We start from the raw sequence: 24,906 nt of genomic DNA, 5'->3' as shown, positions 1-24,906 counted from the left end.
TTCATTTTCGGCGACATATGGGGGCATCAGGGAACGATTCGAAAGTCATTTCGGGGTTTTTCGATCGCTTTCGGTGGCGAAGGGTAATCGCCGGAGGCAGGAGGCATATGACGCGAAGGCGAAGAGTGGTCTACGCCATAGCGGCGGGGACGCTACCGGTAGTGAAAGCGGACCCGCCAGATCTGGAGGTTTAGCGATGATGGTGGCCGGATCCCGCCGGTGGCCCGCGGAGGGCGGGGGCGGCGCGGCCGGTAGCGCGGCCGGTAGCGCGGAGGGCGGCGCGCGGCTCGTCTGGTACGCGGCGTACGGGTCGAACCTGCACGCCGCCCGGCTCGCCTGCTACCTGCGCGGCGGCTGCCCCGACGGCGGCGCGCACACCTACCCCGGCTGCCGCGACCGGCGCCCGCCGCTCCGGGACGTGGCGGCGGTGCTGCCCGGCACGCTGTACTTCGCCCGGGAGTCGGCGGTTTGGGGCGGCGGCAGCGGCTTCTACGATCCGGACGCACCGGGCGAACTTCCTTGCCGCGCCTACTTGATGACGGTCAGTCAGTTCAGCGACATCGCCGCCCAGGAAATGCGCCGCTCCCCCGGCACCGACCTCGACCTCACCCGCACCCTCGCGCACGGACGCGACCGACTCGGGCCCGGCCGGTACGAGACGCTGGTGCACGCGGGCGAGTTGGACGGGCACCCGCTGCTGACCTTCACCGCCCCCGAAGGCCTGGCCGGCGCCGCACTCAATCCACCCTCGGCGCCCTATCTGCGCACCCTGGCCGCAGGCCTGGCCGAGTCCCACGGCTGGAACGCGCGCCGCTGCGCCGACTACCTGGCCTCCCGCCCGGGCGCCGCCGGGCACTGGACCGCGGCGGACGTCCTGGCCGTACTGGGCGGTGGTCTGGACCTTTAGGTCCCGTTCACCCCGTGGTGACCGTACGGCGACAACTGCGTGGGTTCCGGCCACATCAGGCAAAGGAAACGCCAGGCCACCGCACGGGTGAACCGGCGCCTCCCGCCGGCGGCTGGCGGCGGGAAGCGGCGGCCACTCGGCGGCTTCGTCAAAGGCGGTTTTAAGGTCGCGCCCTTCAGCTTGAACGTTGGCCGTGCAGGAGGAGGGGGACGGCGCGGTTGGCGAGGGCTTCGGCAGCGCGGGCGGCCTGGGCGGGGGCCATGACGTCCGGGAGTTCGTGGGCGGGGACGAAGCGGGCGCCGAACAGTCCGCTGCGGTGCCGGGGCGGGACGGTCAGGCGGGTGTCGTCGTGCACGGTGCCGCCTTCGAAGACGAGGTTGAGGCGCTCCAGGTTGTCAGGCGCTCGTAACGCAGGCCCTTGCGGAGCAGGTCGACGACCCGCAGGAGCGCGGACGGACGGGCGCAGCCGAGGCCGATGAGGTAGCAGCCGGTCCTGCGGCCGTGCTCCCAATCCACCTCCACCGACGGCAACTTCACCCCGCCCAGGGCGAGGACGGTCGTCAGGTCGTCCAGGACGTCGGCCGCCTGCCGCCGCTGATCGGCCGTGGCGCGATAGACCTTCTCCCCCATCACGCCCCCACCTGCCGCCGAACCTCGAACCCCCGCCAGGCGCTGAAGGCGGCGGAGAACGAGGAGAAGGACGCCAGCTCACCCGAGGTACCGCTACGCAGCCACTCCCCCGTCGTCTCGTTCCGCACCCGGTAACACCGGCCCTCCGGGTCCCAGCGGACCCCGTAGCCGTGGAGCCGGGGCACTTGGACATCGCCCATGGGAGTAACCTTCCGCTGTCGATCCTTCACGTTCTGTGTGGGAAAGACTTGCGGAACGACCCCCTCCTAGGGAAGCATCTGAAGTCGCCAGTTCAGCATGGTTCAGTTGGGAAGCATCATGAACCGTAAGAAGCTTGATCCTGCGTCATCTCCGTACGCGACCCTCGGGATTCAGCTCCGTCGTTCACGCGAGGCACGCGGCCTGACCCAGACGGAACTCGGAGAGGTCATCGCCTACTCCGGTGCCTACATCTCCAGCATCGAGCGCGGCATCCGCGCGCCGAGCCGCCGATTCGTCGATCTCGTGGACGAGCACCTCGCCACCGGCGGCACCCTCAGCCTGATGCTCGACCAGCTCGAACACAGCATCCTGATAGAGGGTTTCCCTGAGTACGCCGACAAGGAAGCCGAAGCGACCGTCATCCGGCCCTTCCAGATCGGGGTCATCTCAGGGCTGCTGCAGACTCACGAGTATGCAGCAGCCTATGAACAAGCCTTCGTACGGCGCGGGACCGTCACTCAGCAGCAAGCCGACGAACGCATGCGGTTCCTCCTCACCCGACAGGAACGGATCAGCCAGCCATCTCCGCCATTCGTCCAGGCCGTACTCGACGAGTGGAGCCTGCGACGGCCGATCGGCGGACCTGCGGTGATGGTGGGTCAGCTGGCCCATCTGGAAGAGCTAGCCAGTCGGCCGAACATGACCATCCAGGTAGCCCCGCTCAGCCTCGGGGAGAACCGGCCGTTCGCACATCCAGTGACGCTTCTGACGATGCCAAATCGTTCGCTGCTCGGCTATTCGGAGAGCCACCTGCGCGGCCATCTGGAGCGCGACGCCGAAACCCTCGCGGGCTGGGCCAGGGAGTACGATCGGCTGCAAGCCGAGGCACTGCCTCTGGCCCCGTCGCTTGAGCTGATCCGCGCAGTACGGAAGGAATTTGAAAGTGCACCTTGACCTATCCGGCGCTCGCTGGCGCAAGAGCACGTACAGCGGCGGAGGGGGCGAATGCATCGAGGTAGCGGACGACTTCCCCGGCATCGTCCCGGTCCGCGACTCCAAGGACCCCAACGGCCACACCCTCGCCTTCCCCGCCGATGCCTGGCAGGCCTTCGTCACCGCCGTCGGCGCCGGTGAGTTCGACGCCAACTAGGCCTATCTGACGCCGGAGTGGGAAGTCATCCCCACCGACTTCCCACTCCACCCGCAGGAGGCAACGCGATGGCAACCACCTGGCGCAAGAGCAGCTACAGCGGACAGGGCGGCGAATGCATCGAGGTCGCCGACGGCTTCAGCGGCGTGCAGCCCGTCCGAGACTCCAAAGACCCCGACGGACCCGTCCTCCTCTTCCCCTCCGCCGCCTGGCAGGCCTTCGTCACCTCCACCCGCGCCGGCGAGTTCGACACCAACTAGGCCTATCTGACGCCGGAGTGGGAAGTCATCCCCACCGACTTCCCACTCCACCCACAGGAGGCAACCGCGATGGACACCACCTGGCGCAAGAGCAGCTACAGCGGCCAGGGCGGCCAGTGCATCGAGGTCGCCGACGGCTTCATCGACGTGCAGCCCGTCCGCGACTCCAAAGACCCCGACGGACCCGTCCTCCTCTTCCCCTCCGCCGCCTGGCAGGCCTTCGTCACCTCCACCCGCGCCGGCGAGTTCGACGCCTGGTGACCCGTGGCCTGCGGAGGAAGAGGCTGACTGCGGCGACCTGATCGGCCCGGGCGCCGACGCGACCGGGATGCCCCATGCTTCACCTGCGGCGGAGGAGGTCTGCGGCGGCGAGGACCCGGCCGTTCTCCAGCCGGATCCACGCGGCCTTCTCGATCGGCTCGGGCATCGTGTGCGCCCTCGTCAGGCCGCGACGGGCGCGCCGGCGACGCGGCGTTCGCCGCCGTTGCGCTCGCGCCACGCCCGGTAGACGTCGATGGCCGCGTCGCTGGGCCGGTAGCGCATCGGCAGCCGGCGCTCGTCCCAGTTCTTGGCGAACTCGGTGTAGAAGGTGGCGAGTTCGAAGTACTTGCGGTCGTCGACGTAGTGCGGTTCGTAGTCGTCGCGGGTGGTGAGGAAGACGACCTCGTCGGGACTGCAGTAGTACAGCGAGCCCAGGCACATCGGGCAGGGGTGGGCGAGGACGTAGATGGTGGTGCCGGTCAGGTGCTCGGTGCCGAGCCTCGTGCAGGCGTCGCGGATGGCGAGGATCTCGGCGTGCGCGGTGGGGTCGCCGGTCTGGGCGACCTTGTTCGCACTCTCGGCGAGGATCTCGCCGTCCTTGACGATGACGGTGGCGAACGGGCGCCCGCCTTCGGCGACGTTGCGGCGGGCGAGGTCGATGGTGTGCTGGGCGAAGTCCACGGTGGCGGTTCCTTGCCGGTCGGGGGCGGGCCGGGGTGGGACGGCGGGCCGGGGGGCCTGTCGGTCCGCCCCGGCCCGCGCGGGGATCAGAACGGCTTGGTGGGCAGGTACTTGCCGTCCAGGGTGATGACGGCGCGGTGGCCGCCCTCGGGGTCCTCGACGGTCTTGACGTCGAGCTTGAAGTTGATGGCGCTGATGATGCCGTCGCCGAGCTGCTCGTGGACCAGGGCCTTGAGGGTGGTGCCGTAGACCTGGAGCATCTCGTAGAAGCGGTAGATGGTCGGGTCGGTGGGGATGCCGCCGGGGATGCTGCCGCGCAGCGGGATGGTCTGGAGCAGCCGGGCCGCGTCCTCGTCCAGGCCCAGGAGCTCGGTGACGGCCTTGGCCGCGTCGGCGGGCAGGGCGTGCTGGCCGAGCAGGGCGGCGGTGACGAAGGCGACGGACAGGCCGGTCGTGTCGGCGAGTTCCTGCCAGGTGAGGTCCTTGCGGGTCTTGGCGTCGACGACCTCCAGGGCGAGCTGCTGACGGGCGGTCTGGTCGAACTGCGCGTGCACCATGGGGTGGGCCTTTCGGGGATGGGTCCGGGGCGGGTGCCCGGGCCTGGTCTGGGGGTGGTGGGAGGGAATGGTCGAGGGGGGTGGTCAGCCCGCCAGGGCGACGAACCGTCCGCTGTCGGTGTCGAGCGTCTCGGCGGAGCCGGATCCGATGTCGTAGACCCAGCCGTGCAGGGTCAACCTGCCCTGCACCAGGGCCTTGGCCACCGACGGGTGGGTCCTCAGGTTGGCCAGCTGGGCGAGGACGTTGTCCTTCACCAGGGCTGCGACCCGCTCCGCGCCGGCCGGGTGCTCGGCCGCGTCGGTGCGGGCCTTGGCGACGTCCGCGTGGTGCAGCCAGGTGGCGACGGCGGGCAGGCCGGTGAGGTCGCCGCCGGAGGCGAGGGCGGTCATCGCGCCGCACGCGGAGTGCCCGCAGACGATCACGTCCGTGACCCCGAGCACGCCGACCGCGTACTCGATGCTCGCCGCGACACCGTCCGCGCCCCGGGTGTACGGGGGCACGAGGTTGCCGGCGGTGCGGATGACGAACAGCTCGCCCGGATCGGTCTGGGTGATCAGCTCCGGCACGACCCGGGCGTCCGAGCAGCCGATGAACAGCGCGGTCGGCTGATGGGTGGTGGCGAGCCTCTTGAACAGTGCCGCCCGGGTCGGGAACACGTCCCGGCTGAACCGCTGGAAACCCTGCGCCATCTCGTTCACGAGGTCACTCCTTCTTCGACGACCGTGGGTGCCTGCCGATGACCTCAACGATGCATGACCTGGTCCTATAGCGTCCAAGACGCGGTACCCATCATTGCCATCAGTGCTGCCTATAGTTGGCTCATGGAACTGCGCCACCTCCGGTACCTGCTCGCCGTGGCCGAGCACGCCAACTTCACCCGCGCCGCCGAAGCCCTGCACGTCTCGCAGCCGACCCTCTCGCAGCAGATCAAGCAGCTGGAGGGCTCGCTGCACGTGCAGCTCCTCGACCGCTCCGGGCGCACCGTGCGCCTCACCGACGCCGGCCAGGCCTACGCCCACTACGCGCGCCGGGCCCTGCGCGACCTCGCGGCGGCCGAGCGCGCGGTGCGGGACGTCAAGGACCTCTCACGCGGCACCCTGCGCCTGGCCGTGACCCCGACCTTCACCGCCTACCTGACCGGGCCACTCATCGGGGACTTCCACGCGCGCCACCCCGGGATCAGCCTGGACGTCCGCGAGATGGCACAGGAACGCATCGAGTCCGAGCTGGCCGCCGACCAGCTCGACCTCGGCATCGCCTTCGGCGGGGCGCACCTGCCGACCGTCACCGCCACCACCCTGTTCACCGAGCACCTCGGCCTCGTCGTCGCCTCCGACCACCCGTACGCGGCCCACTCGGGCCCGATCCCGGTCCGCGCACTGGGCGACCAGCAACTCGCCCTGCTCAGCGGCGACTTCGCGACCCGGCAGCACATCGACCGGTTCCTCTCCGACCACCGGGTCCGACCGCGGATCGCCATCGAGGCCAATTCCGTCAGCGCGCTCGTCGCGATCGTCCAACGCACCAGCCTCGCCACCGTGCTACCCGACGCCACCACCCGCGAACACCCCCACCTGCGCTCCGTCCCGGTCGACCCGCCACTCCCCTCGCGCGCCGTCGCCCTGCTCCGCCGGGACACCGCCTACCAGAGCGCCGCCGCCCGCTCCTTCAGCGACCTCGCCCGACACCGCGCCCACACCTTCGACCACACCCCCGACGGCCCGGCCTGAAACGGGCCCGCCCGTCCGCGCCCTGCGGACCGGCGGGCCCGGTCACACACTCAGGACGAACCCTCACCACGGATCAGCCGCAGCGCCGGCCCCGCACGCCCGACCCCCCGCCCGGCCCTGCGCCGCTCGGCTTCCCGCTCGACTTTCCGCTCGGCCTCCTGTTCGGCCACCAGGTCCGCCGACACGCGGGCGCCCAACGCCCGCAGCTCGGCCTTGCGCTCCTCGTCGGCCTCCTCGTCGCCCGGGTAGGCGGCCACGTACTTGACGCCGTGCTCGTCCTCCCAGGCATAGCTGCGGTACTGCGTCGTCGCCTCGTCCGCCACAGGGAACCTCCGCTCCTCGTCTTCGGGGTGACCCACCGTAGGCGACCGACCCGCACCGGAAAGGAGCCGTGACGCCCGCACCTCACACCCCGTCAGGCGGCTGACGGGCCGCTTGCCGCCCTCACGCCCCGGGCCACGCCCCCCTCACGGGCCGTCCGTCACCGACGGCCGTTCCCCCGATCGGGGGAAGCGGCGCCCGTCCGTGCGCTCGTCGGGGGCCGAACCGAGACACTGGGGCCATGAGGATCTGGAACGGACCCGTCCTGGGCGTGGTGGCACTGGCCGCCGCCGCGATGCCGAGCCTGCTCGCCACGGTGCCGGCCCAGGCGCAGGCCGCCGGTCCGGCGGTGGCCGCCCACTCCGCCGAGCGCACGTCCCGGCGCGACGTCTACGTGCCGCGCATTCTCTCCCCTCGGGCGGGGGCGCTCTGGCGGGTCGGCGAGCGGGTCGAAGTCACCTGGGACGTCTCGGATCCGCCGGCGCAGATCACCAACCGCACGGGGTCCATCGCCTTGCGCGCGGGCGGCGTCACCCTCCTCGACCGGGTCCTCGCCCGTGACTTCGACATCCTGCTGGGACGGATGGAGGTGACCGTGCCGGACGTCCCCCCTGGAGACGACTACCGGGTCGTCCTGTCCGGTGATTCCGGCAACTGGTCCGAGCCCTTCACGATCACGTCGGACGGCCGGGCCGCCCCACCGCCGGGTGCGCCGACTACTCGTCGTCGGTGAAACTGACCGAGCCGATGCCGCTTCGGGTGCTCGAACCACCCGACCTGATGGTCCCGATCTCGTCCTGGCAACCGGCGCCGAGGAAGACGGCCACCTCCGCGTCGGTGTCGTTGTACAGCTCGGCGACGCGGCGGCCGAGGTCGTAGCACCGGTCGCCCTCGGGGTTTTCCAGCGTGTGCTCCTGGTTGTTGCTGATGTAGGTGAAAGTCCCCTCCGCGGCTTGGGCGTTGGCCGGGACTGCGATGCACAGAACCGCAGCGGCACCGATGGTGACCAGCGTCCTTCCGAGGCTCTTCACGGACTCGTCTCCTTTGAACGGCGGGGCTTCCTCAGCGCTGCCAGTGTGGCCGTTCGGACGCGCGAGGACGCGGGACGTCACTCGAATGGACCTTCGACGGCGTTTCCCCGCCCCCCGAAGAGCGGTGTCGGGCGATAGGAGGGTGCGCACCCCGAGCCGCCGCCACCGGCCAACTTCTTTGTGTCATCTGCCAGTACGGCGGCCCGGCGGGGCGGAGGAGACTTTCCGCCACGGCCGCGACCCCGCGGGCGACACACAGGAGGGGCGGCACGTGGGCGTGCAGCAGTACGACGGGATCGGCGAGGCGTTCGAGGGGTTCAAGTCCCTGCCGTTGATCCGCTACGGGGAGGTGCCGAGCTTCCTGGGCCTGGTCGGGGACGTGGCCGGCCGGTCGGTCCTCGACCTGGCGTGCGGCACCGGCTTCTACAGCAGGGAGTTCAAGCGGCGCGGCGCCACCGACGTCCTCGGCGTCGACATCTCCGCCGAGATGGTCGCCGCCGCGCGCACGATCGAGCAGCGCGACCCGCTGGGCGTGCGCTACGAGGTCGGCGACGTGGCCGAACTGCGGCCCCTCGACCGGCGCTTCGACATCGCACTGGGAGTGCAGTGCCTCAACTACGCCGAGGACGTCGCGGCGATGGAGCGGATGTGCCGCAACATCCACCGGAGCCTGGTGCCGGGCGGGGATTTCTTCGTGCTCGCCCAGAAACCCGACTACCGCTTCGACTGCCCCTCCCTGGACAAGTACGGGTTCCGCTGCGAACCGACCGGCGAGGAGATCGAGACGGGCCCGCGGGTACGGATCACCGCCCTCCTCGACCCGCAGCCGATCAGCATCGTGGGCGCGGCCCCGCGCCGCGAGGTCTACGAGGAGTGCCTGCGGGCGGCCGGGTTCGGCGACGCCGAGTGGGTCCCGCTCCAGGTGTCCGAAGCCGGCCTGCGCGAGTTCGGCGAGGACTTCTGGGCGGACCTCCTCGCCAGCCCGCCGCTGGAACTGCTGCGCTGCCGCGCCTGACCGGCCCGGAGCAGTCGGCCCGGAGCGGTCGGCCCAGAGCGGCCGGCCCGGCCCGGGTGTCAGAGATCCAGCCACCGCTTCCACCGGCCCGTCAGGGCGATGTCGGCCTCCTTGAACGCGGCCTTCCACGCACCGCCCTCGCGCACCATCGCGTAGCGGGCCTCGCCGCCGATCAGCCCTTCCGGTACGTACACCCAGCACCTGACCGGCGACTCCTGTTCGACGCGCAGGATCGGCGCCTCGAACTCCGGCGGCGTGCCGAAGCACAGCAGGTCGTAGCGCGACTGGTGCCGGGCCAGCGCCCTGGCCGCCAGATGCCTGGCGAACACCTCCTTCACCGCCACCAGTTGCTCGCCGCCCGGGGTGTCGTGCCGGCAGGAGGCCATCCACTCCTCCCACCGGCGCATCTCGTCGAAGAAGTCCTGCGCGGCCGCTCGGGCGCCTGCCGCACCCTGACCGCCCTGGCCGCCCTGCCGCTCCTCCGGTGGCATCGCCGCGCCTCAGCTCCAGTCGAAGGTCAACAGGGCCAGCCGGTCGACGGGTTCGAAGAACAGCATGATCCAGTCGGCGCCGCTGCTGCGGTAGTGCCAGCCGGGCACCGCCGCCACGAACTCGAAGCGGCGGCCGGACGGGCCGACCGGCCAGGTGCGGTCGCCGTCGTAGTCGAGCGGGAACACGTCGGTCTCGATCCAGTTGCCGGCGGAGTCGGCGTAGCCGCCGAGCTGGTCCAGGAGCGCCATCTCGCCGGTACTGCCGGGGTACGGCAGGCCGTCGTCGCCGAGGTGGACGAGCCGGCCCTCGCGGCGGAAGCTGTCGCGGTGCGCCCGGTAACTGCGCTCCTGGCGTTCGCAGTGCTCGGCGAGGTCGGCGTGGAACCCCGGCCAGGGGTCGGGGACTTCGCCCGGGCCCGCCGCCCGGGCGAAGTAGCGCAGGTCTCCGGCCAGGCGGAAGCGGTCGCCCTCCAGCGTGAAGCCCAGCCAGTTGGACGCCTGGAGCCCCGTGTGGAAGGCCGAGGTGTGGTCGCCGATGCAGCCCTCCGACGGCTCCAGCGGGCTCAGCAGGTGGATCCACCCGTGCCAGGCCGGGTTGACCTGGGCCAGGTCGATCGAGACCAGCGGGTGCAGGTGCCGGGCCAGCTCGGCCTGGTCGGCGACGAAGACGTCCGCCGGATCGGGGTAGATCCGCAGGGCCGCCCCGGCCGTCATGACGTCCTCCCGCACGGGAGTGTCTTCCACGGACATCCGGACCTCCTACGGTGACCACGCATCGACGGCCGGTCGGCTGACGATCAGCCCCTTCCTACCAGGTGCCTCTGACAGGAGCCCTGGTCCCGCCCGGCGGCTGCAGTATCAGTGTCAGTGGCCGGTGCTACGTTCCGGTTCTCGACTCGATCACTCGACACGACGACTCGGCACGACCACTCGGCACGACGAAGGGGGCTTCCCGATGCAGCAGCTGTGGGCGCGGATCGAGGCCGCGCTGGAGCGGATCGCCCCGGAGGTGGCGGCCGCGATGCCGCCCGGCGCCACCGACGGGCAGATCCGGGCGGCGGAGGCCGCGATGGGGGTGGAACTCCCGCCGGACGTCCGGGAGTCCTACCGCTGCCACGACGGCCTGCCGGGGGTCCTGATCGGTTTACACACCGCGCTCCACTCGCTCGACGCGATGGTGGACGACTGGCGCGAGCGGTCCGTCGACGCCGGGGACCCGCCCTGGGACGAGCAGGCGGAGGACGGCGTGATCCGCCGGGACGTCGCCTGGTCCGCCGGGTGGATCCCCTTCATCTCCATCGGCAACGGCGACGTGATCTGCATCGACCTGGACCCGCCCGCCCCGCAGCGCCGCGGCCAGATCATCGACTGGTCGCACGAGGGCTGGCGGGCCTGCTACGAGGCCGCCGGCCTGCGGGAGTTCCTGGAGGCCTTCGCCGCCGACCTGGAAGCCGACCGCTACCGGGCCGACGAGACGCGACGCGCCTGGGACGGTAGCGGACTGCCGCTGGTGATGCTGAAGGACTGAGCGTCAGCGCGCCCCGCTCGCCCCACTCGCCCCGTTCGCCGGATCGGGGCTGCACAGCCAGCCGTTGACGGCGAAGCGGCTGTCCTCGGCCTGCCGACTCGGGCATTGCACCGGGCGCACCTCGTGCCAGGCGGTGGGGCGGAAGAACACGATGCTGTCGTGCTCGGGCTCCCAGTCCCGCCAGGTGCGCTTCTCCCACTCCCCCGTCGTCCCGCCGTACAGCGGCAGGGCGGCGTCGAACACGCGCAGTTCGCCGCCGCCGAACGGCCGGGGCGTGCCGTGCAGGTAGTAGACGAAGGTGAGCAGGCGCCGGGGGGAGAACTCGGCGCTGGTGTCCTGGTGCGGCCGGTAGAAGTCGCCGTCGTTGTGCACGTTGAGGGTGTAGTCGGGCTCGGTGTTGCGGCAGGAGACGCCCAGGGTGTGCTCGACCGCCTCCAGCACCTCGTCGATGGCCGCCAGCAGTTCGGGGGCGGCGAACTCCTGGCACGAGCGGGAGCGGCGGAAGTCGGGGGCCAGCTCCCGGTCCCCGATCAGGGAGGGCTGCAACGCCTCGCCTGCGGAGGCGACGGCGACGGCGCGTGCCAGCAGGGCGCCGGCCGTCCGCTCGCCCAGGAGCCCGGTGATGCGGCAGACCGTCACCGGGAGCCGCCAGATCGCGTCCGTGCTCACCGGCGACGGCTGCTCCGTCGCGGTGTCCTGCTCCGTCGCGGTGTCCGGCCCTGTCATGGTCTCCCGCCCTCTCGTCGTCGCGCGGCCTCGAACGCTCACGCCCGGTGCCGCACCCGCGCCCCTACCGGCTCCAGTCCACCGGGACCACGTCCTGCTTGAGCCCGCGGTCGCTGCACACGGCACACGGGCTGCCCGGGACGCCGGGGCCCTGGTCGGTGCCGATGGTGATGGCCCCGTGCGCGCCGGCCGGGGCGTGGACGCCGTCGCCGACCATCGCGGCCTCGTAGCCGCCCAGCAGTTCCTGCAGGGTGCCGGGGCCCAGGTTCTCGGGGGCGGTGATCGCGGCGATGCCGTCGTAGTCGGTGTAGGCCGCGCCCAGCGTCCGGCCGCCCACGGTGGCGAACACGATCCGGGCGCCGCGGATGGGCTCCCCGGTCACGGCGTCGGAGGCCATCGCGTGGATGTTCTCCAGCTGCATCTGGGTGACGTTCAGGCTCGCCTGGCTGGTCGTGAGCCTGGTCGGCTTGAGGCTGGGGCACTCCGCCGCCCCGCTGCACGACGGGGCCGACGAGGCGGACGCGGTGACCGCGCTCCCCGCACCCAGCGAGGCCAAGGCCGCGGCCATCACCGCGACGGTCTTGCGACCAACAGAGCTCATGATCCACTCCCGTGGGAACCGCCCGCGCGTGCTCCGCTGTGACGCCCGAGGGCCACGAGGGCCGGGCGCGCGCGGCACGCGACGGGTGCCGCCCCCCATCGGACGACACGGCCGAGCGTAGCCACCGCCCGTCCGGCCCAACCAGCCGACGACCACGAGTTCGCAAGATCTGATGAACAGTCAACAGAGTGGTGACGGCGGCATTCGGGGCGCACCGGCCGGTGCGCCGAGGGGCCGGCGGCGCCGGCCCCTCAGTGGCGCGGCGGGTGGGTGGGAGCCGTCCAGGACGCGTGGGCGTTGAACGTCAGGCCCGCCCGCTCCGAGGGGAGCGTGTGGTCCGGGTCGTTGCGGACGACCTCGATGCGGTGGCTCTCGACGTACAGCGCGGTGAGGTGCAGGCCCGGCGCGGGGGCGCGGACCTCCTGCCGTTCCCTGGTCATGGCGGTGACGAAACGCGTGCTGTCGTAGCCGAGTTCGCGGCTGAGGGAGGCGGCCGCCCTGGCGCCGCGGCCCTCGACCTCGACGCCCGCCTCGAACCCCACGGACAGGCCGACGGCTTCGCGGCAGGCCTGCGACTGCGCCTCGTCCACCCCCCACGGGACGGTGGCGCCGACCGTGCCCGGGCCCGGGTCCTCCCGCAGGTCGGTGACCGCGACCCGGGTGTAGAACCGCTGGCGCCGCACCGTGTACGTCGGCGAGTTGCGCAGGATCCACTCCGTGGAGGCGCCCCGGTCGAGGACGGCGGTGCACGGGAGGACCACCTCCCGGTCGACGACGGGCTCGGTCCGCTCGGGCACGTCGCCTCCGTCCGTGACGACCGGGCCCTTCGCCGTCCCCTGCCGGACCTGCCGCATCGGCACGTCCAGCACGTGGACGTCGCCGGGGTCCTCCCCCTCGTAGTCGCCGTCGAAGTAGGAGATCCAGGTCGCGATGCCGGGGGTCAGCAGGCAGCCCGTGCCGCCGGGGATCGTCTCGGGGCGGACGGTCTCGGGGATCTCCAGCCCGCCGCGCCCGCGCCAGGCGCCGACGGCCACGTAGGGGCGTCCGCCGATCTCCTCCTTCACGCAGCGCAGGTCGCCCTGGGCGACGAAGGCCGCGCCGCCGAGGTCGCGCAGGACGTCACGGGGCCCGTGGACCGTGTCGGAGGACCACAGCGCGCTCAGCGCCCGGTACCCGGGAGGGGCCACCGGCACCAGGCCGCGCAGCACCCCGTCGGAGTCGGTGACCTTGCGCCACTCCTTGGGCTCGGCCAGCGCGGCCGAGCCGCCAGTGGTCCCCTTCACCCAGGTCATCGGGGCGTTGTCGGGGATGACGCTGCACAGGGCGTGGTAGCCCTCGGGCGGTCTCGTCTCGCCGGTGCTGAAGACGAAGGTGAGTTCGCCGAACTGCTGTGGTGCCGAATAGCTCATATCCGCTCCTCCTGTCGGACGACTCACACTTGCCGGGCGACCGCCCCAGGGCCCGGGCTCAGCGGCCCGCGGTCACCGGGTAGTGGTCGCTGTAGTCGGTGAACGCCCGGCCGCCCGCCTCCCAGGTCGGCGAGGCGGTCTTCAGGACCTCGCTCGTCCAGGCGTCGCACGGCGGGGCGTGGCCCTTGCGGAGCAGGACGTGGTCCGTGTCCTCGGCGGGGTCGGCCGGGTGGCGGTGCAGGGCGGCGTCGTTGGCGATGGTGTCGAAGGAGTACTTCCAGCCGGTCCGGGGGCCCGCCTCCTGGAGGTTCCCGAAGCCCAGGACGTCCTGGAAGTCGGGCGAGTGGCGGTCGATATTGAAGTCCCCGGCGACGATCACCGGCTCGTGCGCCGGGATCCGGCGGTCCGTCAGGAAGACGTCGATGTCGCGCAGCTGGGAGCGGCGCATGATCCTCGCCCGGCCGGTCGGGCACGCGCCGTCGTCGGACTGCAGGTGGGTGCCCACCACGTGCACGCGCCGGCCGTCGACCTCCAGTACGGCGTAGGCGAAGCCCTTGGCGGCCTCGGCGTCCCGGCCGCAGGCCACGTCGTGGACGTACTGCTCCATCCGCAGGATGGGCCACCGGCTGACGATCGCGACCCCGCCGCGGGCGTACAGCGGGGAGATCTGCCGGCCGTGCGTGGCGGCCCAGCCCGACTCGTCCACCCCGACCACCGGCGTGCGGTGGCGGTACCCCCGGCCCTCCAGGCCCTGCATCAGCTCCTCGGAGGGGCCGGGGTCGAAGAGTTCCTGGAAGACCAGCACGTCGTGGTCCGCGACGTACGCGGACTCGGCGATCAGCCGCGAGCGCGCCGCGTTGTTCCAGTCGCCCTCGCTCTTCTGCGTCAGCCCGGACAGGAACATCACGTTGTGCGTCAGAACCTTCAAGGCCGTCCTCTCCGAACCGGCGGGCGCGGGGCGCACACACGGCGGAACCGGTCCGGGGCGCCCCGCCCCCCAAGTCAAGGGGGTCGGCCCGCGCCCGCCGGCGTCGACGCGCCGGTGCCCCGGCGGATGCCACGGGGCGCGGGAGGCACTGCGGGCTCGCGGCAGAGCCGGGCGGGGCGTGCACGGACGATTCCGCGCCGGTGCGGGGCCGCCCCTCCGACCGCAGGGAGCAAGCACGGCACACGTCCGAGCCGCCCGGCGGGTGTGGCCGGGCGGCTCGGGGGTGGTCGGGGCCGGGGTTACGCGGTGGTGGTCGGGAGCTTGGCGGTCAGCGCGGTCGGGACGTTGACCACGTCGGCGAGGCTGTACTTGCCGGGGCCGAAGTCGGCTGCGGTGAGGGCCTTCTTGCCGCCGCCCGCGACCAGCCAGACGGTGGAACTGTCGGGCGAGAGCAGCAGGGTGCCGTCGGCGGGGGCGCTCTTGGCGGCGGCCCCGCCCAGCCAGGTGCCGGGGACGCCCATGAGCGGCTGCTTGTCGTAGCCCATGGCGGTGAAGTCGGCGTAGGTCAGGGAGACCGCCAGGCCGCCGGCCATCACGTAGACGGTGGAGTTGGTGCCGGCGGCGTCGGTGAGGACCGTGCCGTTCTTCAGGGGCTTGGCGACGGCGCCCTGCAGCCAGGCCTCGGGCACGCCCATCAGGGTCTTGGTGTTGTAGCCGTCGGCGGTCCACTCGCTGCCGGAGATGGGCAGGGCGGTGCCGTTGACCATGACGTACATCGACGGGTCGGTGCCGGCCTGGCCGTTGACGACCGTGCCGTTCGGGACGGTGGCCTGGGTGGCGGAGGCGAGCCAGGCGCCGGGGACGCCCATGTCGGCGCGGGTGTTGTAGCCGTCGGCGGTCCACTCGGCGCCGGAGATGGGCAGGGCGGCGCCGGAGACGACGACGTAGCGGGCGTTGCCGCCGGCCTGGTCGTGGACGACGAGGCCGGTCGGGAGGGTGTTGGTGAGCGCGTTCTGCAGCCAGGCGGTGGGGACGCCCAGGTCGGGGCGGGTGTTGTAGCCGGCCGCCGTCCAGTCCGCGCCGGAGATGGACAGCGCCGCGCCGGCGACGACGACGAAGCGGGAGGAACCGCCGGCCTGGTCGTGGACGACGGTGCCCTCGGGCGGGGTGGTGGGCAGGGCGTTGAAGCGGGCGTCGTCCACCAGGACGATCTTGCTCAGGTCGTAGCCGTCGGGGGCGACGTCGGAGCCGGCGACCGGCAGGCCCGCGCCGCTGATCAGGACCTTGACCGAGGAGCCGTTGGGCGACTTGACGAGCGTGCCGGTGGGCAGCGACGCCGGGTCGGGGTAGGAGGTGCCGGCCGGGTAGGGGTTGGCGTGGTCGGCGCCCAGGTTGGCCCCCGGGCCGCAGACCGGCCAGGCGCCCTGGCCCTGCCCGGCGAGGACCTTCTCGGCGATCAGGATCTGCTGCTGCTTGGTCGCCCGGTTGGCGTAGGGGGCGTACTGGCTGCCGCCGTAGGCGAGCCAGGTGCTCTGGGAGAACTGGAGACCGCCGTAGTAGCCGTTGTTGGTGTTGATGCTCCAGTTGCCGCCGCTCTCGCACTGGGCGACCTTGTCCCAGGTGGACACCGAGGCCGCGGAGGCCTGGCCGCCGAGGGCGAGCGGGGCGGCGAGGGCGAGCAGGGCGGTGGCGGCGGCGAGGGCCGGTGTCTTGCGGGCGGCGGCGGTCATGACGGAAGTCCCCCTGGGCAGGTACGGGTTGGCGGGTGTGCGAGCGGGTGCGAGCGGGCGCGGGTTGTGCGGGTGCCGGGCGGCCCGGCCGGCGGTGGCCGGGCCGCCCTGGCGGGGTGGGCGCGTCAGGCGACGGTGGGGAGCTTGGCGGTCAGCGCGGTCGGGACCTTCACCACGTCGGCGGCGTTGTAGGAGCCGGGCGCGGCCGCCTTCTTGCCGCCGCCGTTGACGACCTGCCAGACGGTGGGGCCGTCGGAGGACTGCAGCAGGGTGCCGTCGGCGGGGGCGCTCTTGGCGGCGGCCGCCTGCTCCCAGCTGCCGGGGGCGCCGCGCAGCGGCAGCTTGTCGTAGCCGTAGCCGGTGAAGTCGGCGTAGGTGAGCGGGACGGCCAGGCCGCCGGCCATCACGTAGACGGTGGAGTCGGTGCCGGCGGCGTTGGTGATCAGGGTGCCGTTGGCGAGCGGGCGGGCGACCTCGGCGGCCTCCCATGCCTCCGGGACGCCCAGGACCGGCTGGTTGGCGTAGGTGGTGGTGAACTCGGCGCTGGTCATCGGCAGCGCGGAGTTGTTGACCATCACGTAGATCGACGGGTCGGTGCCGGCCTGGCCCTTGATCAGGGTGCCGTCCGGGACGGTCTTCCTGGCCGTGGTGTTGAGCCACTCGCCGGGCACGCCCATCAGGGACTGGAGGTTGTAGCCGTCGGCGGTCCACTCGGAGGCGGAGATGGGCAGGGCGGCGCCGCCGACGACGACGTAGCGGCTGGGGTCGGTGCCTGACTGGTCCATCAGGACGGTGCCGTTGGGCATGGGCTTGGCGATGGCGGCCTTCAGCCAGTCGCTGGGCACGCCCATCAGGGACTGGGTGTTGTAGCCGTCGGCGGTCCACTCGGCGGCGGAGATGTGCATGGCGGTGCCGTTGACGACGACGTAGCGGCCGGCGTCGGTGCCGGACTGGTCCATCACGACGAGTCCGGTGGCCGGGCTGGTGTTGATCGCGCCCTGCAGCCAGCTGGACGGGACGCCCATGTCGGCGCGGGTGTTGTAGCCGTCGGCGGTCCAGTCCGAGCCGGAGATGACCAGCGCCGCGCCGCCGACCACGACGTAGCGGGAGGAACCGCCGGCCTGGTCGTGGACCACGGTGCCGGGCGGCGGCACGGTGGGCAGGGCGTTGAAGGCGCCGTCGTCGACCTGGACGATCTTGCTCAGGTCGTAGCCGTCGGGGGCGACGTCGGAGCCGGCGACCGGCAGGCCCGCGCCGTTGATGATGACCTTGACCGAGGCGCCGTTCGGGGACTTGACCAGGGTGCCGGAGGGCAGCGAGGACGGGGAGGTGCTGACGTCCTCGACGACGTTCTTGTAGCGCCGCGCCTTGTAGTCGCCGTTGGGGTGCGAGTCGAACTTCGCGGCGTTGATGGAGGCGCCGGTGATGTGCTTCACCGGGGTGGAGCCGAAGGAGTAGTAGGAGAAGGTGGTGTGGCCGGGGTCGTCCCACTTCTCGAAGAGCAGGACGTGGTCGTAGAAGCTGTTGAGGACGTCCCCGGGGCGCAGGTCGCTGCGCGGGATCTCGTAGCTCTCGTCGGTGGCGATGGACTGGGTGGTGGCGCTGTAGCCCAGGTGCCAGGCCATGGAGACGTAGCCGGAGCAGTCCTTGCGGTAGTAGCGGCCGCTGGAGTCGGGGAAGGTCGCGCCCTGGTTGTAGGTGAGGCCCGGGTTCTGGTTGAACCAGTACTGGGCGCGGGAGAGGATCTCCGACCGGGTGATCTGGCCGCCGACGGTGGACGAGGCGGCGGCGTGGGCCGCGGTGGTGGTGACGGCCGTGGCGGCTATCGCGCCGGAGGCGGCGATGGAGGCGGCGAGGGTGATGCGGGCGAGCTTGGAGAGCGCGGAGGGCATGGCGACACGTCCTGACGGTGTGAGAGCGGCGGTGGGCGCCCGGTGCGGGCGCGGGAAGTCGAGGGGCGTGGCCCGGGGGGAGGCGGACGGCTGCCCTGCAGGAGCAGCGGTCGGGTGGCCTCGGGCGACGGCGGGGCGGGTCAGTCCCGGGTGGTGTTCACGGAAGTGGCCGGCGCGGGGCGGGTCAGTCCCAGATGGTGTTGGCCGGGGTGACAGTGACCGGCGCGGGGGTGGTGACCGGCGCGGGGGCGTCCCAGATGGTGTTGGCCGTCGTGGCGGCCGGGGCGGGGGTGGGGCCGTCCCAGATGGTGTTGGCCGAGGCCTGGCCGGCGATCGGCAGGACGGCGGCGAGGGCGAGGGTGGCGACCGCGGCGGCCTTGGCGAGCGGGGTGCGAAGCATGGGAGTGGACCTCTTTCGAGAACTGGGCGGGTGACGGTGAGTCCGGTGTCGCGTCCCGCGGTAGACGCTCGGCCGGTTTGCCTCCGGGCGGTGGGCCCTGCTGGCGAGTACTAGCTTCGTCGCAGTTCAGGGCGGGTGGAAGGGCTCTCCGGTGGACGGAAGCGGCAGCGTCCGGATCCGTCCAGCCGGGCCGGATCAGTCCAACAGGCGCTCGTAGAACGGCGCGACGAGCGGGGCTCCGACGCGGGTGAGCGTCCAGCCGTGCAGCGCGGGGACGGTCTCGACCGCGCGCCGGCAGAACGTGTCGACGACGGTCTCGGCGGCGCTCAGCCGGCCGGCGACCAGGTAGACGCCGAGGACGGCGCCGGGGCCGGCGCCCTCGTGCACGGCGACGTGTTCGATGCGCTCCTGGGGCCGCGCGCTCGCCAGCAGCGCCCCGGCGGTGTCGGGCGCGAGCGCCGCTGCCAGGGCCGGGACCGGGGCCTGGATCTCGGCATGAATCAGGTACATGGAACGGACTCTGCCGAACCGTCGACATCCCGGCATAGAGGATCAACCTGGACGGTTCCGGCGGTGTCCGGAACCGTCCAAGGGCCCTTGCTGGCCCCCTCTCGCACTCGCGTGCGATGATCGCGTACGCAGCGATTGGCGATTCAGGCCTTACACACCGGGGGGTAACGAGGCATGCTGACCGCACTCGGGCTGGATGCCGTGTCAGAGAGCGTCTACCGCAGCATGCTCGCGCATCCCGGCGACGGGGTGCGGGCGCTGGCGGAGCGGCTCGGGCGCAGCGAGGAGGAGGTCCGGCGCTGTCTGGACCTGCTGAGCGAGCTGGCGCTGATCCGGCCCTCCTACGAGCGGGAGGGCGAGCTGCGTGCGGTGTCGCCGCAGGTCGGCATGGAGTTGCTGATGGCCCGTCAGCAGGCTGATCTGGCGGCGCAGCAGCTGCGGATCGAGGCGTCCCGGGCGGCGGCTGCGCAGTTGATCGCGGAGTACGCGGATCTGCGGCCGGCCGCCTCGCACGCGGGGGTGGAGCAGTTGGTGGGCCTGGACCAGATCCGGGACCGGATCGCTTCGCTGGCCCGTGGTCTGACGGCGGAGATCATGACGTTCGCGCCGGGTGGCGGGCATTCTCCGGAGAGCATCGAGGCGTCCCGGCCGCATGACCGGGATCTGCTGGGCCGGGGGGTGCGGATGCGGACGGTGTACCTGGACAGTGTGCGCAACAGCCAGCCGACGGTGGCGTATGTGGGCTGGTTGGCGGAGCTGGGCGGGGAGGTGCGGACGGCGCCGGAGCTGCCGACCCGGATGATCATCTTCGATCGGGCGACGGCGCTGATCCCGGTCAGCGGGGAGGACACCCGGGCGGGGGCGGTCGTGCTGACCGGTCACGGGACGCTGGTGGCGCTGTGTGCGCTGTTCGAGCACGTGTGGGGCCAGGCGCGGGAGTTGGGGCCGTCGGCGGTGCGGGACGAGGGCGGGCTCAGTGCGCAGGAGGCGACGGTGGTGCGGTTGCTGGCGCAGGGGCTGACGGACGAGGCGATCGCCAAGCGGCTGGGGGTGTCGTCGCGGACGGCGCGGCGGGTGGCGACGGATCTGATGGAGCGTCTGGGTGCGCGCAGTCGTTTCGAGTTCGGGATGCGGGCGGTGCAGAACGGCTGGCTGCCGCAGCAGTTGTAGGGCGTTCGCGCGGGTGGCCGTGGCGGGAGCCGGGCGGCTGGTGCGGGTGTGGGTCCGCCCGCCGCCCCCGGGTCACGGGGGCGGCGGGCGGCGCCGGTGGTGTGGAGCGGGGCTGCTAGAACGGCGGGAGCGTGCCGAGCTTGACGTCGCCCGTGTAGTGCTTGCCGAGCGCGTCGAAGTCGTAGTACAGGTGCACGTCGTCGCCGACCAGGTAGAACCTCTGCGTGCCGTTGACGAACGGCGACAGGCCCAGGTGGAAGGTGATGCCCTCGGTCAGGCTGCCGGAGGCGCTGCCGACCTTGACCTTGCCGAGGAACGGCACGTTCGCGTACACCACGATGGACGCGGAGCGGGCGGTCGTGTCGAGGGTGAGCGTGGTCTCCAGCGGGCCGGTGACGTAGGTCCAGGTCTGCACGTCCGTGATGGCGGGCGTGACGTTCTGGACCACTGCGACCGGGGCCGGGGCCGGGGCGGCCGCCATGGCCGCCGTGCTGCCGAAGCCGACTGTCAGGACGGCGAGGCCGGCCACCACAACACCCGCACGACGTACAAAGCGGTTCTTCATGGTTCCCTCCCAGAGGTGTGAGCTGATGGGCGGGTCCCCCGGGGTGATTCCTATCAGTCAACTCGCTTGGGGTGCCAGCGTGTTGTACATCACGACCGCGCTCCGGCGTAAAAGTGGACCCACCCGTTCGGGTGGTTTTTCTTGACTTGGCCAGCGGCCCTGTGCAGTGCGGGGCGGCCCGGGTCGCGCGGCCCGTTCCGGGTACGGAGCAGCCGTCCCCTCGTGCGGGTTCGGGGTTTTGCCGGGCGACTGCGGGGCGGGGCCTGCGGGCGGGCCGGGGCCGGCGGCGGGCCCGTTCGGGGGCGGGACGGTCTGCGGTCGCGGGCCAAGTGGACCGGTTCGCGCGGGGGGCGCTACGCGCGTCCGTTTCCGTCCACCCGGGGGGATTTGTCGGACCTTCACGGTTCCCCCATCAGATGATCACTCGGCTGCCGGAATTCCGACCCCTGGCGTACGGCGCGGTCCACTCGAATTCCTTCGCACACCGCCGAGCAGCGAAAGGCCTTCACCCCATGACCCGCCCTGCCGACCGCCCCTCCCCCGACCAGCAGCTGCGCGAGGCCGCCGCGCGGCTGGACCGGCGCCGCTTCCTCACCGTCACCTCGGCCGCCGCCGCGCTGGCGTTCACCGTCAACCTGCCGTCCGCGCACGCCGAGGACGCCGAGTTCGGCCCGCGCGCCATCACCGGCAACCCGTTCACCCTCGGCGTGGCCTCCGGCGACCCGCTGCCCGGGGCCGTCGTGCTGTGGACCCGCCTGGCGCCGCGCCCGCTGGAGCCCGGCGCCGGGCTGCCGCCCGCCGGCTCGGTGCGGGTGGGCTGGGAGCTGGCCCGCGACGAGCGGTTCCGCAAGGTGGTGCGGCGCGGCAGCGCCCGCGCGCACGCCGAGTTCAACTACGCGGTGCACGTGGACGTCGACGGCCTCGACGCGGACCGGGTGTACTGGTACCGCTTCACCGTCGGCGCCTGGAGCAGCCCCGTGGGCCGCACCCGCACCGCGCCGGAGCGCGGGCGCAGGCTGGACGCCGTCCGCTTCGGGCTGGTGTCCTGCCAGGCCTACGAGGACGGCTACTTCACCGCCTACCGCCACCTGGCCGACGAGGACCTGGCCGCGGTGTTCCACGTCGGCGACTACATCTACGAGTACGGCATCGACGCGGCGGGCGGCGACCGCAAGTACACCGACCGCACCCTGCCCGCGCTGTTCAACCACGAGACGGCCACGCTGGAGGACTACCGGCTGCGCTACTCCCTCTACAAGAACGACCCCGACCTCCAGGCCGCGCACGCCGCCCACCCCTGGTACGTCACCTGGGACGACCACGAGGTGGAGAACAACTACGCGGCCGGCATCCCCGAGAAGGGCCAGGACCCGGCGCCGTTCATCGCCCGCCGCGCCGCCGCCTACCGCGCGTACTGGGAGAACATGCCGCTGCGGATGCCGCAGCCGCGCGGCACCGAACTCACCCTCTACCGGCGCGTCCACTTCGGGCAGCTCGCGCAGTTCGACATCCTCGACACCCGCCAGTACCGCGACGACCAGGCCAACGGCGACGGCTGGCAGTACCCCACCCCGGAGAGCGAGGACCCGCGGCGCACCCTGATGGGCGCCGCCCAGGAACGCTGGTTCGCCGAGGGCCTGCATCGCTCCCGGGCGACCTGGAACGTCGTGCCGCAGCAGGTCGTCTTCTCCCGCCGCAAGAACACCACCGCCGATCGCTCCAAGCTCTCCATGGACGCCTGGGACGGCTACCCGGCCGCCCGCGAGCGCTTCCTGACCGCCGTCGACCGGGCCGGGGTGGAGAACCTGGTGCTGCTCACCGGCGACGTCCACGTCGCCTACGCCCTGGACGTCAAGCGCGACTTCGACAAGCCGGACTCGCGCACCGTGGGCGTGGAGTTCGTCGGCACCTCGATCAGCAGCGACGGCGACGGCGAGGAGAAGCCGTCCAACTGGCAGAACCTGATGTCGGCCAACCCGCACATGAAGTTCTACGACGGGCGACGCGGCTACACCACGCTCACCCTGGACCGCCACCAGGTCCGCGCCGACTACCGGGCCGTCTCCCACATCACCCGCCCCGGCGGCACCGTCACCACCGCCGCCTCCTTCGTCACCCAGGCCGGCAACCCGGGCATCCACCCCGCCTGACCCGCCCGACCCCTGGGTCCCGCCGCTCACGGGGGCGGCGGGACCCGGGGCGGCACCACCCGTTCCCGGGGCCGCCGGGCGGCAAGGACTTCCCCGCAGGAGAAGCGCCGTGCCCCCGGCTGCTCGCCCATCGGCGATACAAGCCAGCATGAAGCCGACCATGCGGCGCCGCACTCCTTGGAAGCAGCCCCGGCCGGAGGCCTCACGTCCGGCTTCGATTCAGACTTCGCCGAACTCGCCGCTTCGGACAGCGACAACGAACGAGTCCCAGCCCTCGGCCGAGAAGGCCAGCGCCGGGCCCTGGGGGTCCTTGGAGTCACGGACCCTGCCCGGGCGCACATCGTCCACCTCTATGCAGCCGCCCCCGCCATTGCTGTAGGTGCTCTTGCGCCACTTGGCGCCCGTTGGGTCATGCATGGTCCAGTTCCTCCCGTGCCTCCCGGATCATGGCCAAACTGTCCGGCTGGCTGTGCGCGTTGGCCTGGAGCCGATCGTATCTATCGCCCCCTGGACTCTCCCGCACGGAATCCACCTCCGCCGCACGGCAGTTGCTCCGTGCCTACCTCGCCGCGCTCCCCACCGGCGACCGCTACCGCGACACCGCCGAACTCCTCCTCGGCGAACTCTTCGCCAACGCCGTCCAGCACACCGACGCACCCACCGACCGCCCCACCGGCGACCACCTACGCCTCGAAGTCCACGACGCCGGCAACGGCCGCCCTTCCCTCCGCACCCCCACCCCCGACACCCGCCTCAAACCCGCCCTCACCCACTGCCGAAACCGCGCCCGAGCCACCACCCACCCATGAGCAACACCCCACCGTGCGCAGGAAGTCGGCCCTGCCGACTTCCTGCGCAGCGCGGTCGGCTCGTCCAGGTCAGCCGGGCGCCACTCGCGGACATGCGAGTGGCGCCCGGGACGGCCGGACCTCAGGACCGCCATCCGCCGACACCCTCCACTTCCACTCGCCTCGGCACCATACGGCGGTTTCTAGGGGCCTTTCGCGTGTTCTGGGCCTGTTGGAATCCAACAGGCCCAAGGGCCCTCCGGCCGTGGGGCAAGTCCGGCTCGTCGGCGTGGAGGGGTGTCAGGGGTGTGGCTCTGGCCGGGTTCGTGCAATGTCGTGCATGCCGGGTTGTGCTTCTGATTCGCAGGGTTGACGGTGGTGCACGTCCTCGCACCTCCGCAGGCGTTGGAGATCGTCATGGCACTGGGTTTCGTGGGCATCGACCCCGGCACGGGCGGCGGAGGTCATCGTGCAGAGCTGGGCGGCCGATGACGCGCTCTGCGAGAAGATCGCAGGGACCGATTGGGTTCCCGGCCGCACGCTCGGGATTCCCGCTCATGAGTCCGTGATCCGTATACCGGCCCGCATGACGCCGATCCTGAAGGAGGCTGTCGAACGTGTCGAACGTGCCCGACTTCGCCGCGCTACTGAGGAGCGCTCAGAGGACCGCGGTTCATCTGGAGATGCGTGACGCCTACGCCGTGGGCGACGAGGCCGAGGAGATCGACCGCTTCGCCCGCACCGGCGAGATCGAGCTGGACCCCGAAGCGTCGTGGTGGCCCGAGTGGCTGGGACTCGTCCGCGAGACGGTCGGTCGTGGCGTGGTCATGCGGCGGGCCCGGATCGTGTCCGAGCCGGTGACCGACTACATCCGGTGGGAGCACGCGGTCACCCCGATGAACCTGGCGGCCGGGGAACTGGTTCGGTGGCTGCCGAGGAGTCAGGCGTCGGACATCGCGCTGCCGGGGAACGACTTCTGGCTGATCGACGACCAGCTGGTGCTGTTCCACTTCTTCACTGGGTACGGCGACTGGGCCGAGCCCGGGTTCGCCTTCTTTGAGGACTCCGCGACGGTTCGTCTCGTCTCCTGCGCGTTCGAGGCTGTGTGGGAGCGTGGCACCCCGCACGACAAGTTCAGCGTCTGACCCGCCCTTGCCCTGCGAGCACCGGACCGCCCGCCCCTCCTTCCCCGGCCTGGCGCCCCGCCGCATCGCGGGGCCACCCCGCGAAGCCCGGAGAAGGACTGCCATGACCGACGACACCCGCACCCTCG

The 24,906-nt window shown here is 71.9% G+C and carries 32 protein-coding genes and 1 pseudogene; 13 read left to right on the top strand and 20 right to left on the bottom strand.

What is annotated here, in order from left to right:
• The first annotated feature begins 196 nt into the window (after nt 1-196).
• Nucleotides 197-907, top strand: a complete 711-nt coding sequence (locus AB0R04_RS36530) for a histone deacetylase (RefSeq protein WP_363378184.1) — start codon at nt 197-199, stop codon at nt 905-907.
• A gap of 175 nt (nt 908-1,082) precedes the next feature.
• Here the strand turns inward: AB0R04_RS36530 and AB0R04_RS36525 are convergent, their stop codons facing one another.
• From AB0R04_RS36525 to AB0R04_RS36515, 3 genes are read right to left on the bottom strand one after another with little or no spacing between them, the layout of a single operon-like run.
• Nucleotides 1,083-1,262, bottom strand: coding sequence for a hypothetical protein (locus AB0R04_RS36525; RefSeq protein WP_363378182.1), 180 nt, complete (start codon nt 1,260-1,262; stop codon nt 1,083-1,085).
• Nucleotides 1,241-1,537 (bottom strand): hypothetical protein, encoded by a 297-nt coding sequence (locus AB0R04_RS36520; RefSeq protein ID WP_363378180.1) that lies wholly within the window; start codon nt 1,535-1,537, stop codon nt 1,241-1,243. Before AB0R04_RS36520 ends, AB0R04_RS36525 begins: the two co-directional genes overlap by 22 nt.
• Nucleotides 1,537-1,737 carry a hypothetical protein gene (locus AB0R04_RS36515; RefSeq protein ID WP_363378178.1) on the bottom strand — a complete coding sequence of 67 codons (201 nt, stop codon included), beginning with the start codon at nt 1,735-1,737 and terminating at the stop codon, nt 1,537-1,539. The genes AB0R04_RS36520 and AB0R04_RS36515 overlap by 1 nt, the downstream gene beginning before the upstream one ends.
• A 118-nt stretch (nt 1,738-1,855) precedes the next feature.
• Here AB0R04_RS36515 and AB0R04_RS36510 point away from each other — a divergent pair, with 118 nt between their 5' ends.
• The 4 genes from AB0R04_RS36510 to AB0R04_RS36495 all read left to right on the top strand — a co-directional run bounded on the left by AB0R04_RS36510 (nt 1,856) and on the right by AB0R04_RS36495 (nt 3,409).
• Nucleotides 1,856-2,692, top strand: coding sequence for a helix-turn-helix transcriptional regulator (locus AB0R04_RS36510; protein WP_363378176.1), 837 nt, complete (start codon nt 1,856-1,858; stop codon nt 2,690-2,692).
• On the top strand, nt 2,682-2,888 hold the full coding sequence (locus AB0R04_RS36505; RefSeq protein WP_363378174.1) for a DUF397 domain-containing protein: 207 nt from the start codon (nt 2,682-2,684) through the stop codon (nt 2,886-2,888). Before AB0R04_RS36510 ends, AB0R04_RS36505 begins: the two co-directional genes overlap by 11 nt.
• Before the next feature lie 68 nt (nt 2,889-2,956).
• A complete protein-coding gene (locus AB0R04_RS36500) occupies nt 2,957-3,148 on the top strand; it encodes a DUF397 domain-containing protein (RefSeq protein WP_363378172.1) in 192 nt (63 codons plus the stop codon).
• 69 nt (nt 3,149-3,217) lie between these two features.
• Nucleotides 3,218-3,409, top strand: coding sequence for a DUF397 domain-containing protein (locus tag AB0R04_RS36495; protein WP_363378170.1), 192 nt, complete (start codon nt 3,218-3,220; stop codon nt 3,407-3,409).
• A gap of 180 nt (nt 3,410-3,589) precedes the next feature.
• On the opposite strand, the gene AB0R04_RS36490 is transcribed toward AB0R04_RS36495, so the two are convergent.
• The 3 genes from AB0R04_RS36490 to AB0R04_RS36480 form a co-directional block, all read right to left on the bottom strand.
• The gene (locus AB0R04_RS36490) at nt 3,590-4,090 is read right to left on the bottom strand and encodes a nucleoside deaminase (RefSeq protein WP_363378168.1); all 501 of its coding nucleotides are present in this window, start codon (nt 4,088-4,090) and stop codon (nt 3,590-3,592) included.
• 86 nt (nt 4,091-4,176) lie between these two features.
• Complete coding sequence (cynS, locus tag AB0R04_RS36485) at nt 4,177-4,647, bottom strand: cyanase (RefSeq protein WP_350881326.1); 471 nt, start codon at nt 4,645-4,647, stop codon at nt 4,177-4,179.
• A gap of 84 nt (nt 4,648-4,731) precedes the next feature.
• Complete coding sequence (locus tag AB0R04_RS36480) at nt 4,732-5,346, bottom strand: carbonic anhydrase (protein ID WP_363378166.1); 615 nt, start codon at nt 5,344-5,346, stop codon at nt 4,732-4,734.
• Between the two features lie 123 nt (nt 5,347-5,469).
• On the opposite strand from AB0R04_RS36480, the gene cynR reads away from it, so the two are divergent.
• The gene (gene cynR, locus AB0R04_RS36475) at nt 5,470-6,378 is read left to right on the top strand and encodes a transcriptional regulator CynR (RefSeq protein WP_363378164.1); all 909 of its coding nucleotides are present in this window, start codon (nt 5,470-5,472) and stop codon (nt 6,376-6,378) included.
• Between the two features lie 50 nt (nt 6,379-6,428).
• Here the strand turns inward: cynR and AB0R04_RS36470 are convergent, their stop codons facing one another.
• The gene (locus AB0R04_RS36470) at nt 6,429-6,701 is read right to left on the bottom strand and encodes a hypothetical protein (protein WP_363378162.1); all 273 of its coding nucleotides are present in this window, start codon (nt 6,699-6,701) and stop codon (nt 6,429-6,431) included.
• A gap of 239 nt (nt 6,702-6,940) precedes the next feature.
• Here AB0R04_RS36470 and AB0R04_RS36465 point away from each other — a divergent pair, with 239 nt between their 5' ends.
• On the top strand, nt 6,941-7,432 hold the full coding sequence (locus tag AB0R04_RS36465) for a GPI anchored serine-threonine rich family protein (RefSeq protein ID WP_363378160.1): 492 nt from the start codon (nt 6,941-6,943) through the stop codon (nt 7,430-7,432).
• On the opposite strand, the gene AB0R04_RS36460 is transcribed toward AB0R04_RS36465, so the two are convergent.
• Nucleotides 7,416-7,730: a hypothetical protein gene (locus tag AB0R04_RS36460; protein WP_363378158.1), complete on the bottom strand. Its 315-nt coding sequence runs from the start codon at nt 7,728-7,730 to the stop codon at nt 7,416-7,418. The genes AB0R04_RS36465 and AB0R04_RS36460 overlap by 17 nt on opposite strands.
• Before the next feature lie 271 nt (nt 7,731-8,001).
• On the opposite strand from AB0R04_RS36460, the gene AB0R04_RS36455 reads away from it, so the two are divergent.
• On the top strand, nt 8,002-8,745 hold the full coding sequence (locus AB0R04_RS36455; protein WP_363378156.1) for a class I SAM-dependent methyltransferase: 744 nt from the start codon (nt 8,002-8,004) through the stop codon (nt 8,743-8,745).
• Nucleotides 8,746-8,804: 59 nt separating this feature from the next.
• On the opposite strand, the gene AB0R04_RS36450 is transcribed toward AB0R04_RS36455, so the two are convergent.
• Together AB0R04_RS36450 and AB0R04_RS36445 are read right to left on the bottom strand one after the other, a co-directional pair.
• Nucleotides 8,805-9,236, bottom strand: coding sequence for a hypothetical protein (locus AB0R04_RS36450; protein ID WP_363378154.1), 432 nt, complete (start codon nt 9,234-9,236; stop codon nt 8,805-8,807).
• Between the two features lie 9 nt (nt 9,237-9,245).
• Complete coding sequence (locus AB0R04_RS36445; RefSeq protein WP_363378152.1) at nt 9,246-9,986, bottom strand: hypothetical protein; 741 nt, start codon at nt 9,984-9,986, stop codon at nt 9,246-9,248.
• Between the two features lie 205 nt (nt 9,987-10,191).
• Here AB0R04_RS36445 and AB0R04_RS36440 point away from each other — a divergent pair, with 205 nt between their 5' ends.
• Nucleotides 10,192-10,764, top strand: a complete 573-nt coding sequence (locus AB0R04_RS36440; RefSeq protein WP_363378151.1) for an SMI1/KNR4 family protein — start codon at nt 10,192-10,194, stop codon at nt 10,762-10,764.
• A 3-nt stretch (nt 10,765-10,767) separates the two neighbouring features.
• Here the strand turns inward: AB0R04_RS36440 and AB0R04_RS36435 are convergent, their stop codons facing one another.
• The 8 genes and pseudogenes from AB0R04_RS36435 to AB0R04_RS36400 form a co-directional block, all read right to left on the bottom strand.
• Complete coding sequence (locus AB0R04_RS36435; protein WP_363378149.1) at nt 10,768-11,490, bottom strand: 2OG-Fe(II) oxygenase; 723 nt, start codon at nt 11,488-11,490, stop codon at nt 10,768-10,770.
• A gap of 64 nt (nt 11,491-11,554) precedes the next feature.
• Nucleotides 11,555-12,091 carry a hypothetical protein gene (locus tag AB0R04_RS36430; RefSeq protein ID WP_363378147.1) on the bottom strand — a complete coding sequence of 179 codons (537 nt, stop codon included), beginning with the start codon at nt 12,089-12,091 and terminating at the stop codon, nt 11,555-11,557.
• A gap of 251 nt (nt 12,092-12,342) precedes the next feature.
• Complete coding sequence (locus AB0R04_RS36425; RefSeq protein WP_363378145.1) at nt 12,343-13,500, bottom strand: hypothetical protein; 1,158 nt, start codon at nt 13,498-13,500, stop codon at nt 12,343-12,345.
• Between the two features lie 58 nt (nt 13,501-13,558).
• Nucleotides 13,559-14,428 carry a sphingomyelin phosphodiesterase gene (locus tag AB0R04_RS36420; RefSeq protein WP_363378143.1) on the bottom strand — a complete coding sequence of 290 codons (870 nt, stop codon included), beginning with the start codon at nt 14,426-14,428 and terminating at the stop codon, nt 13,559-13,561.
• 1,391 nt (nt 14,429-15,819) lie between these two features.
• Nucleotides 15,820-16,158: pseudogene (locus tag AB0R04_RS36415) on the bottom strand (transglycosylase family protein); the annotation flags it as partial.
• A gap of 125 nt (nt 16,159-16,283) precedes the next feature.
• Nucleotides 16,284-18,050 carry a hypothetical protein gene (locus tag AB0R04_RS36410; RefSeq protein WP_363378141.1) on the bottom strand — a complete coding sequence of 589 codons (1,767 nt, stop codon included), beginning with the start codon at nt 18,048-18,050 and terminating at the stop codon, nt 16,284-16,286.
• A gap of 184 nt (nt 18,051-18,234) precedes the next feature.
• A complete protein-coding gene (locus tag AB0R04_RS36405; protein WP_363378139.1) occupies nt 18,235-18,450 on the bottom strand; it encodes a hypothetical protein in 216 nt (71 codons plus the stop codon).
• A gap of 195 nt (nt 18,451-18,645) precedes the next feature.
• Entirely contained in the window at nt 18,646-18,960 is a 315-nt protein-coding gene (locus tag AB0R04_RS36400) for a hypothetical protein (RefSeq protein ID WP_363378137.1), read from the bottom strand.
• 174 nt (nt 18,961-19,134) lie between these two features.
• On the opposite strand from AB0R04_RS36400, the gene AB0R04_RS36395 reads away from it, so the two are divergent.
• The gene (locus AB0R04_RS36395) at nt 19,135-20,130 is read left to right on the top strand and encodes a helix-turn-helix transcriptional regulator (RefSeq protein ID WP_363378135.1); all 996 of its coding nucleotides are present in this window, start codon (nt 19,135-19,137) and stop codon (nt 20,128-20,130) included.
• Between the two features lie 115 nt (nt 20,131-20,245).
• Here AB0R04_RS36395 and AB0R04_RS36390 read toward each other — a convergent pair whose 3' ends face one another.
• Nucleotides 20,246-20,695 carry a hypothetical protein gene (locus AB0R04_RS36390; RefSeq protein WP_159398753.1) on the bottom strand — a complete coding sequence of 150 codons (450 nt, stop codon included), beginning with the start codon at nt 20,693-20,695 and terminating at the stop codon, nt 20,246-20,248.
• 512 nt (nt 20,696-21,207) lie between these two features.
• Here AB0R04_RS36390 and AB0R04_RS36385 point away from each other — a divergent pair.
• Nucleotides 21,208-22,845, top strand: coding sequence for an alkaline phosphatase D family protein (locus AB0R04_RS36385; protein ID WP_363378133.1), 1,638 nt, complete (start codon nt 21,208-21,210; stop codon nt 22,843-22,845).
• Between the two features lie 219 nt (nt 22,846-23,064).
• Here AB0R04_RS36385 and AB0R04_RS36380 read toward each other — a convergent pair whose 3' ends face one another.
• Nucleotides 23,065-23,262, bottom strand: coding sequence for a DUF397 domain-containing protein (locus AB0R04_RS36380; protein WP_363378131.1), 198 nt, complete (start codon nt 23,260-23,262; stop codon nt 23,065-23,067).
• Between the two features lie 131 nt (nt 23,263-23,393).
• Here AB0R04_RS36380 and AB0R04_RS36375 point away from each other — a divergent pair, with 131 nt between their 5' ends.
• Together AB0R04_RS36375 and AB0R04_RS36370 are read left to right on the top strand one after the other, a co-directional pair.
• Nucleotides 23,394-23,654, top strand: a complete 261-nt coding sequence (locus AB0R04_RS36375; RefSeq protein WP_363378130.1) for an ATP-binding protein — start codon at nt 23,394-23,396, stop codon at nt 23,652-23,654.
• Between the two features lie 587 nt (nt 23,655-24,241).
• Entirely contained in the window at nt 24,242-24,778 is a 537-nt protein-coding gene (locus tag AB0R04_RS36370; protein ID WP_363378195.1) for a DUF6879 family protein, read from the top strand.
• The last annotated feature ends 128 nt before the right edge of the window (nt 24,779-24,906 follow it).

Source organism: Kitasatospora sp. NPDC056731 (assembly GCF_040687675.1).
In the GTDB taxonomy this organism is placed as follows: domain Bacteria; phylum Actinomycetota; class Actinomycetes; order Streptomycetales; family Streptomycetaceae; genus Kitasatospora.
The sequence above is the reverse complement of the archived record's forward strand: the minus strand, read 5'-3'. Positions and strand labels throughout refer to the sequence as shown.

Excerpts from the sequence above, each read along its gene's own strand:
- AB0R04_RS36395 (WP_363378135.1), top strand. The coding sequence starts at position 19,135 with ATGCTGACCGCACTCGGGCTGGATGCCGTGTCAGAGAGCGTCTACCGC.
- AB0R04_RS36465 (WP_363378160.1), top strand. The coding sequence starts at position 6,941 with ATGAGGATCTGGAACGGACCCGTCCTGGGCGTGGTGGCACTGGCCGCC.
- AB0R04_RS36410 (WP_363378141.1), bottom strand. The coding sequence starts at position 18,050 with ATGCCCTCCGCGCTCTCCAAGCTCGCCCGCATCACCCTCGCCGCCTCC.
- AB0R04_RS36530 (WP_363378184.1), top strand. The coding sequence starts at position 197 with ATGATGGTGGCCGGATCCCGCCGGTGGCCCGCGGAGGGCGGGGGCGGC.
- AB0R04_RS36450 (WP_363378154.1), bottom strand. The coding sequence starts at position 9,236 with ATGCCACCGGAGGAGCGGCAGGGCGGCCAGGGCGGTCAGGGTGCGGCA.
- AB0R04_RS36385 (WP_363378133.1), top strand. The coding sequence starts at position 21,208 with ATGACCCGCCCTGCCGACCGCCCCTCCCCCGACCAGCAGCTGCGCGAG.
- AB0R04_RS36445 (WP_363378152.1), bottom strand. The coding sequence starts at position 9,986 with ATGTCCGTGGAAGACACTCCCGTGCGGGAGGACGTCATGACGGCCGGG.
- AB0R04_RS36520 (WP_363378180.1), bottom strand. The coding sequence starts at position 1,537 with ATGGGGGAGAAGGTCTATCGCGCCACGGCCGATCAGCGGCGGCAGGCG.
- AB0R04_RS36390 (WP_159398753.1), bottom strand. The coding sequence starts at position 20,695 with ATGAAGAACCGCTTTGTACGTCGTGCGGGTGTTGTGGTGGCCGGCCTC.
- AB0R04_RS36430 (WP_363378147.1), bottom strand. The coding sequence starts at position 12,091 with ATGAGCTCTGTTGGTCGCAAGACCGTCGCGGTGATGGCCGCGGCCTTG.
- AB0R04_RS36500 (WP_363378172.1), top strand. The coding sequence starts at position 2,957 with ATGGCAACCACCTGGCGCAAGAGCAGCTACAGCGGACAGGGCGGCGAA.
- AB0R04_RS36405 (WP_363378139.1), bottom strand. The coding sequence starts at position 18,450 with ATGCTTCGCACCCCGCTCGCCAAGGCCGCCGCGGTCGCCACCCTCGCC.
- cynR (WP_363378164.1), top strand. The coding sequence starts at position 5,470 with ATGGAACTGCGCCACCTCCGGTACCTGCTCGCCGTGGCCGAGCACGCC.
- AB0R04_RS36515 (WP_363378178.1), bottom strand. The coding sequence starts at position 1,737 with ATGGGCGATGTCCAAGTGCCCCGGCTCCACGGCTACGGGGTCCGCTGG.
- AB0R04_RS36440 (WP_363378151.1), top strand. The coding sequence starts at position 10,192 with ATGCAGCAGCTGTGGGCGCGGATCGAGGCCGCGCTGGAGCGGATCGCC.
- cynS (WP_350881326.1), bottom strand. The coding sequence starts at position 4,647 with ATGGTGCACGCGCAGTTCGACCAGACCGCCCGTCAGCAGCTCGCCCTG.
- AB0R04_RS36380 (WP_363378131.1), bottom strand. The coding sequence starts at position 23,262 with ATGCATGACCCAACGGGCGCCAAGTGGCGCAAGAGCACCTACAGCAAT.
- AB0R04_RS36435 (WP_363378149.1), bottom strand. The coding sequence starts at position 11,490 with ATGACAGGGCCGGACACCGCGACGGAGCAGGACACCGCGACGGAGCAG.
- AB0R04_RS36425 (WP_363378145.1), bottom strand. The coding sequence starts at position 13,500 with ATGAGCTATTCGGCACCACAGCAGTTCGGCGAACTCACCTTCGTCTTC.
- AB0R04_RS36495 (WP_363378170.1), top strand. The coding sequence starts at position 3,218 with ATGGACACCACCTGGCGCAAGAGCAGCTACAGCGGCCAGGGCGGCCAG.
- AB0R04_RS36400 (WP_363378137.1), bottom strand. The coding sequence starts at position 18,960 with ATGTACCTGATTCATGCCGAGATCCAGGCCCCGGTCCCGGCCCTGGCA.
- AB0R04_RS36510 (WP_363378176.1), top strand. The coding sequence starts at position 1,856 with ATGAACCGTAAGAAGCTTGATCCTGCGTCATCTCCGTACGCGACCCTC.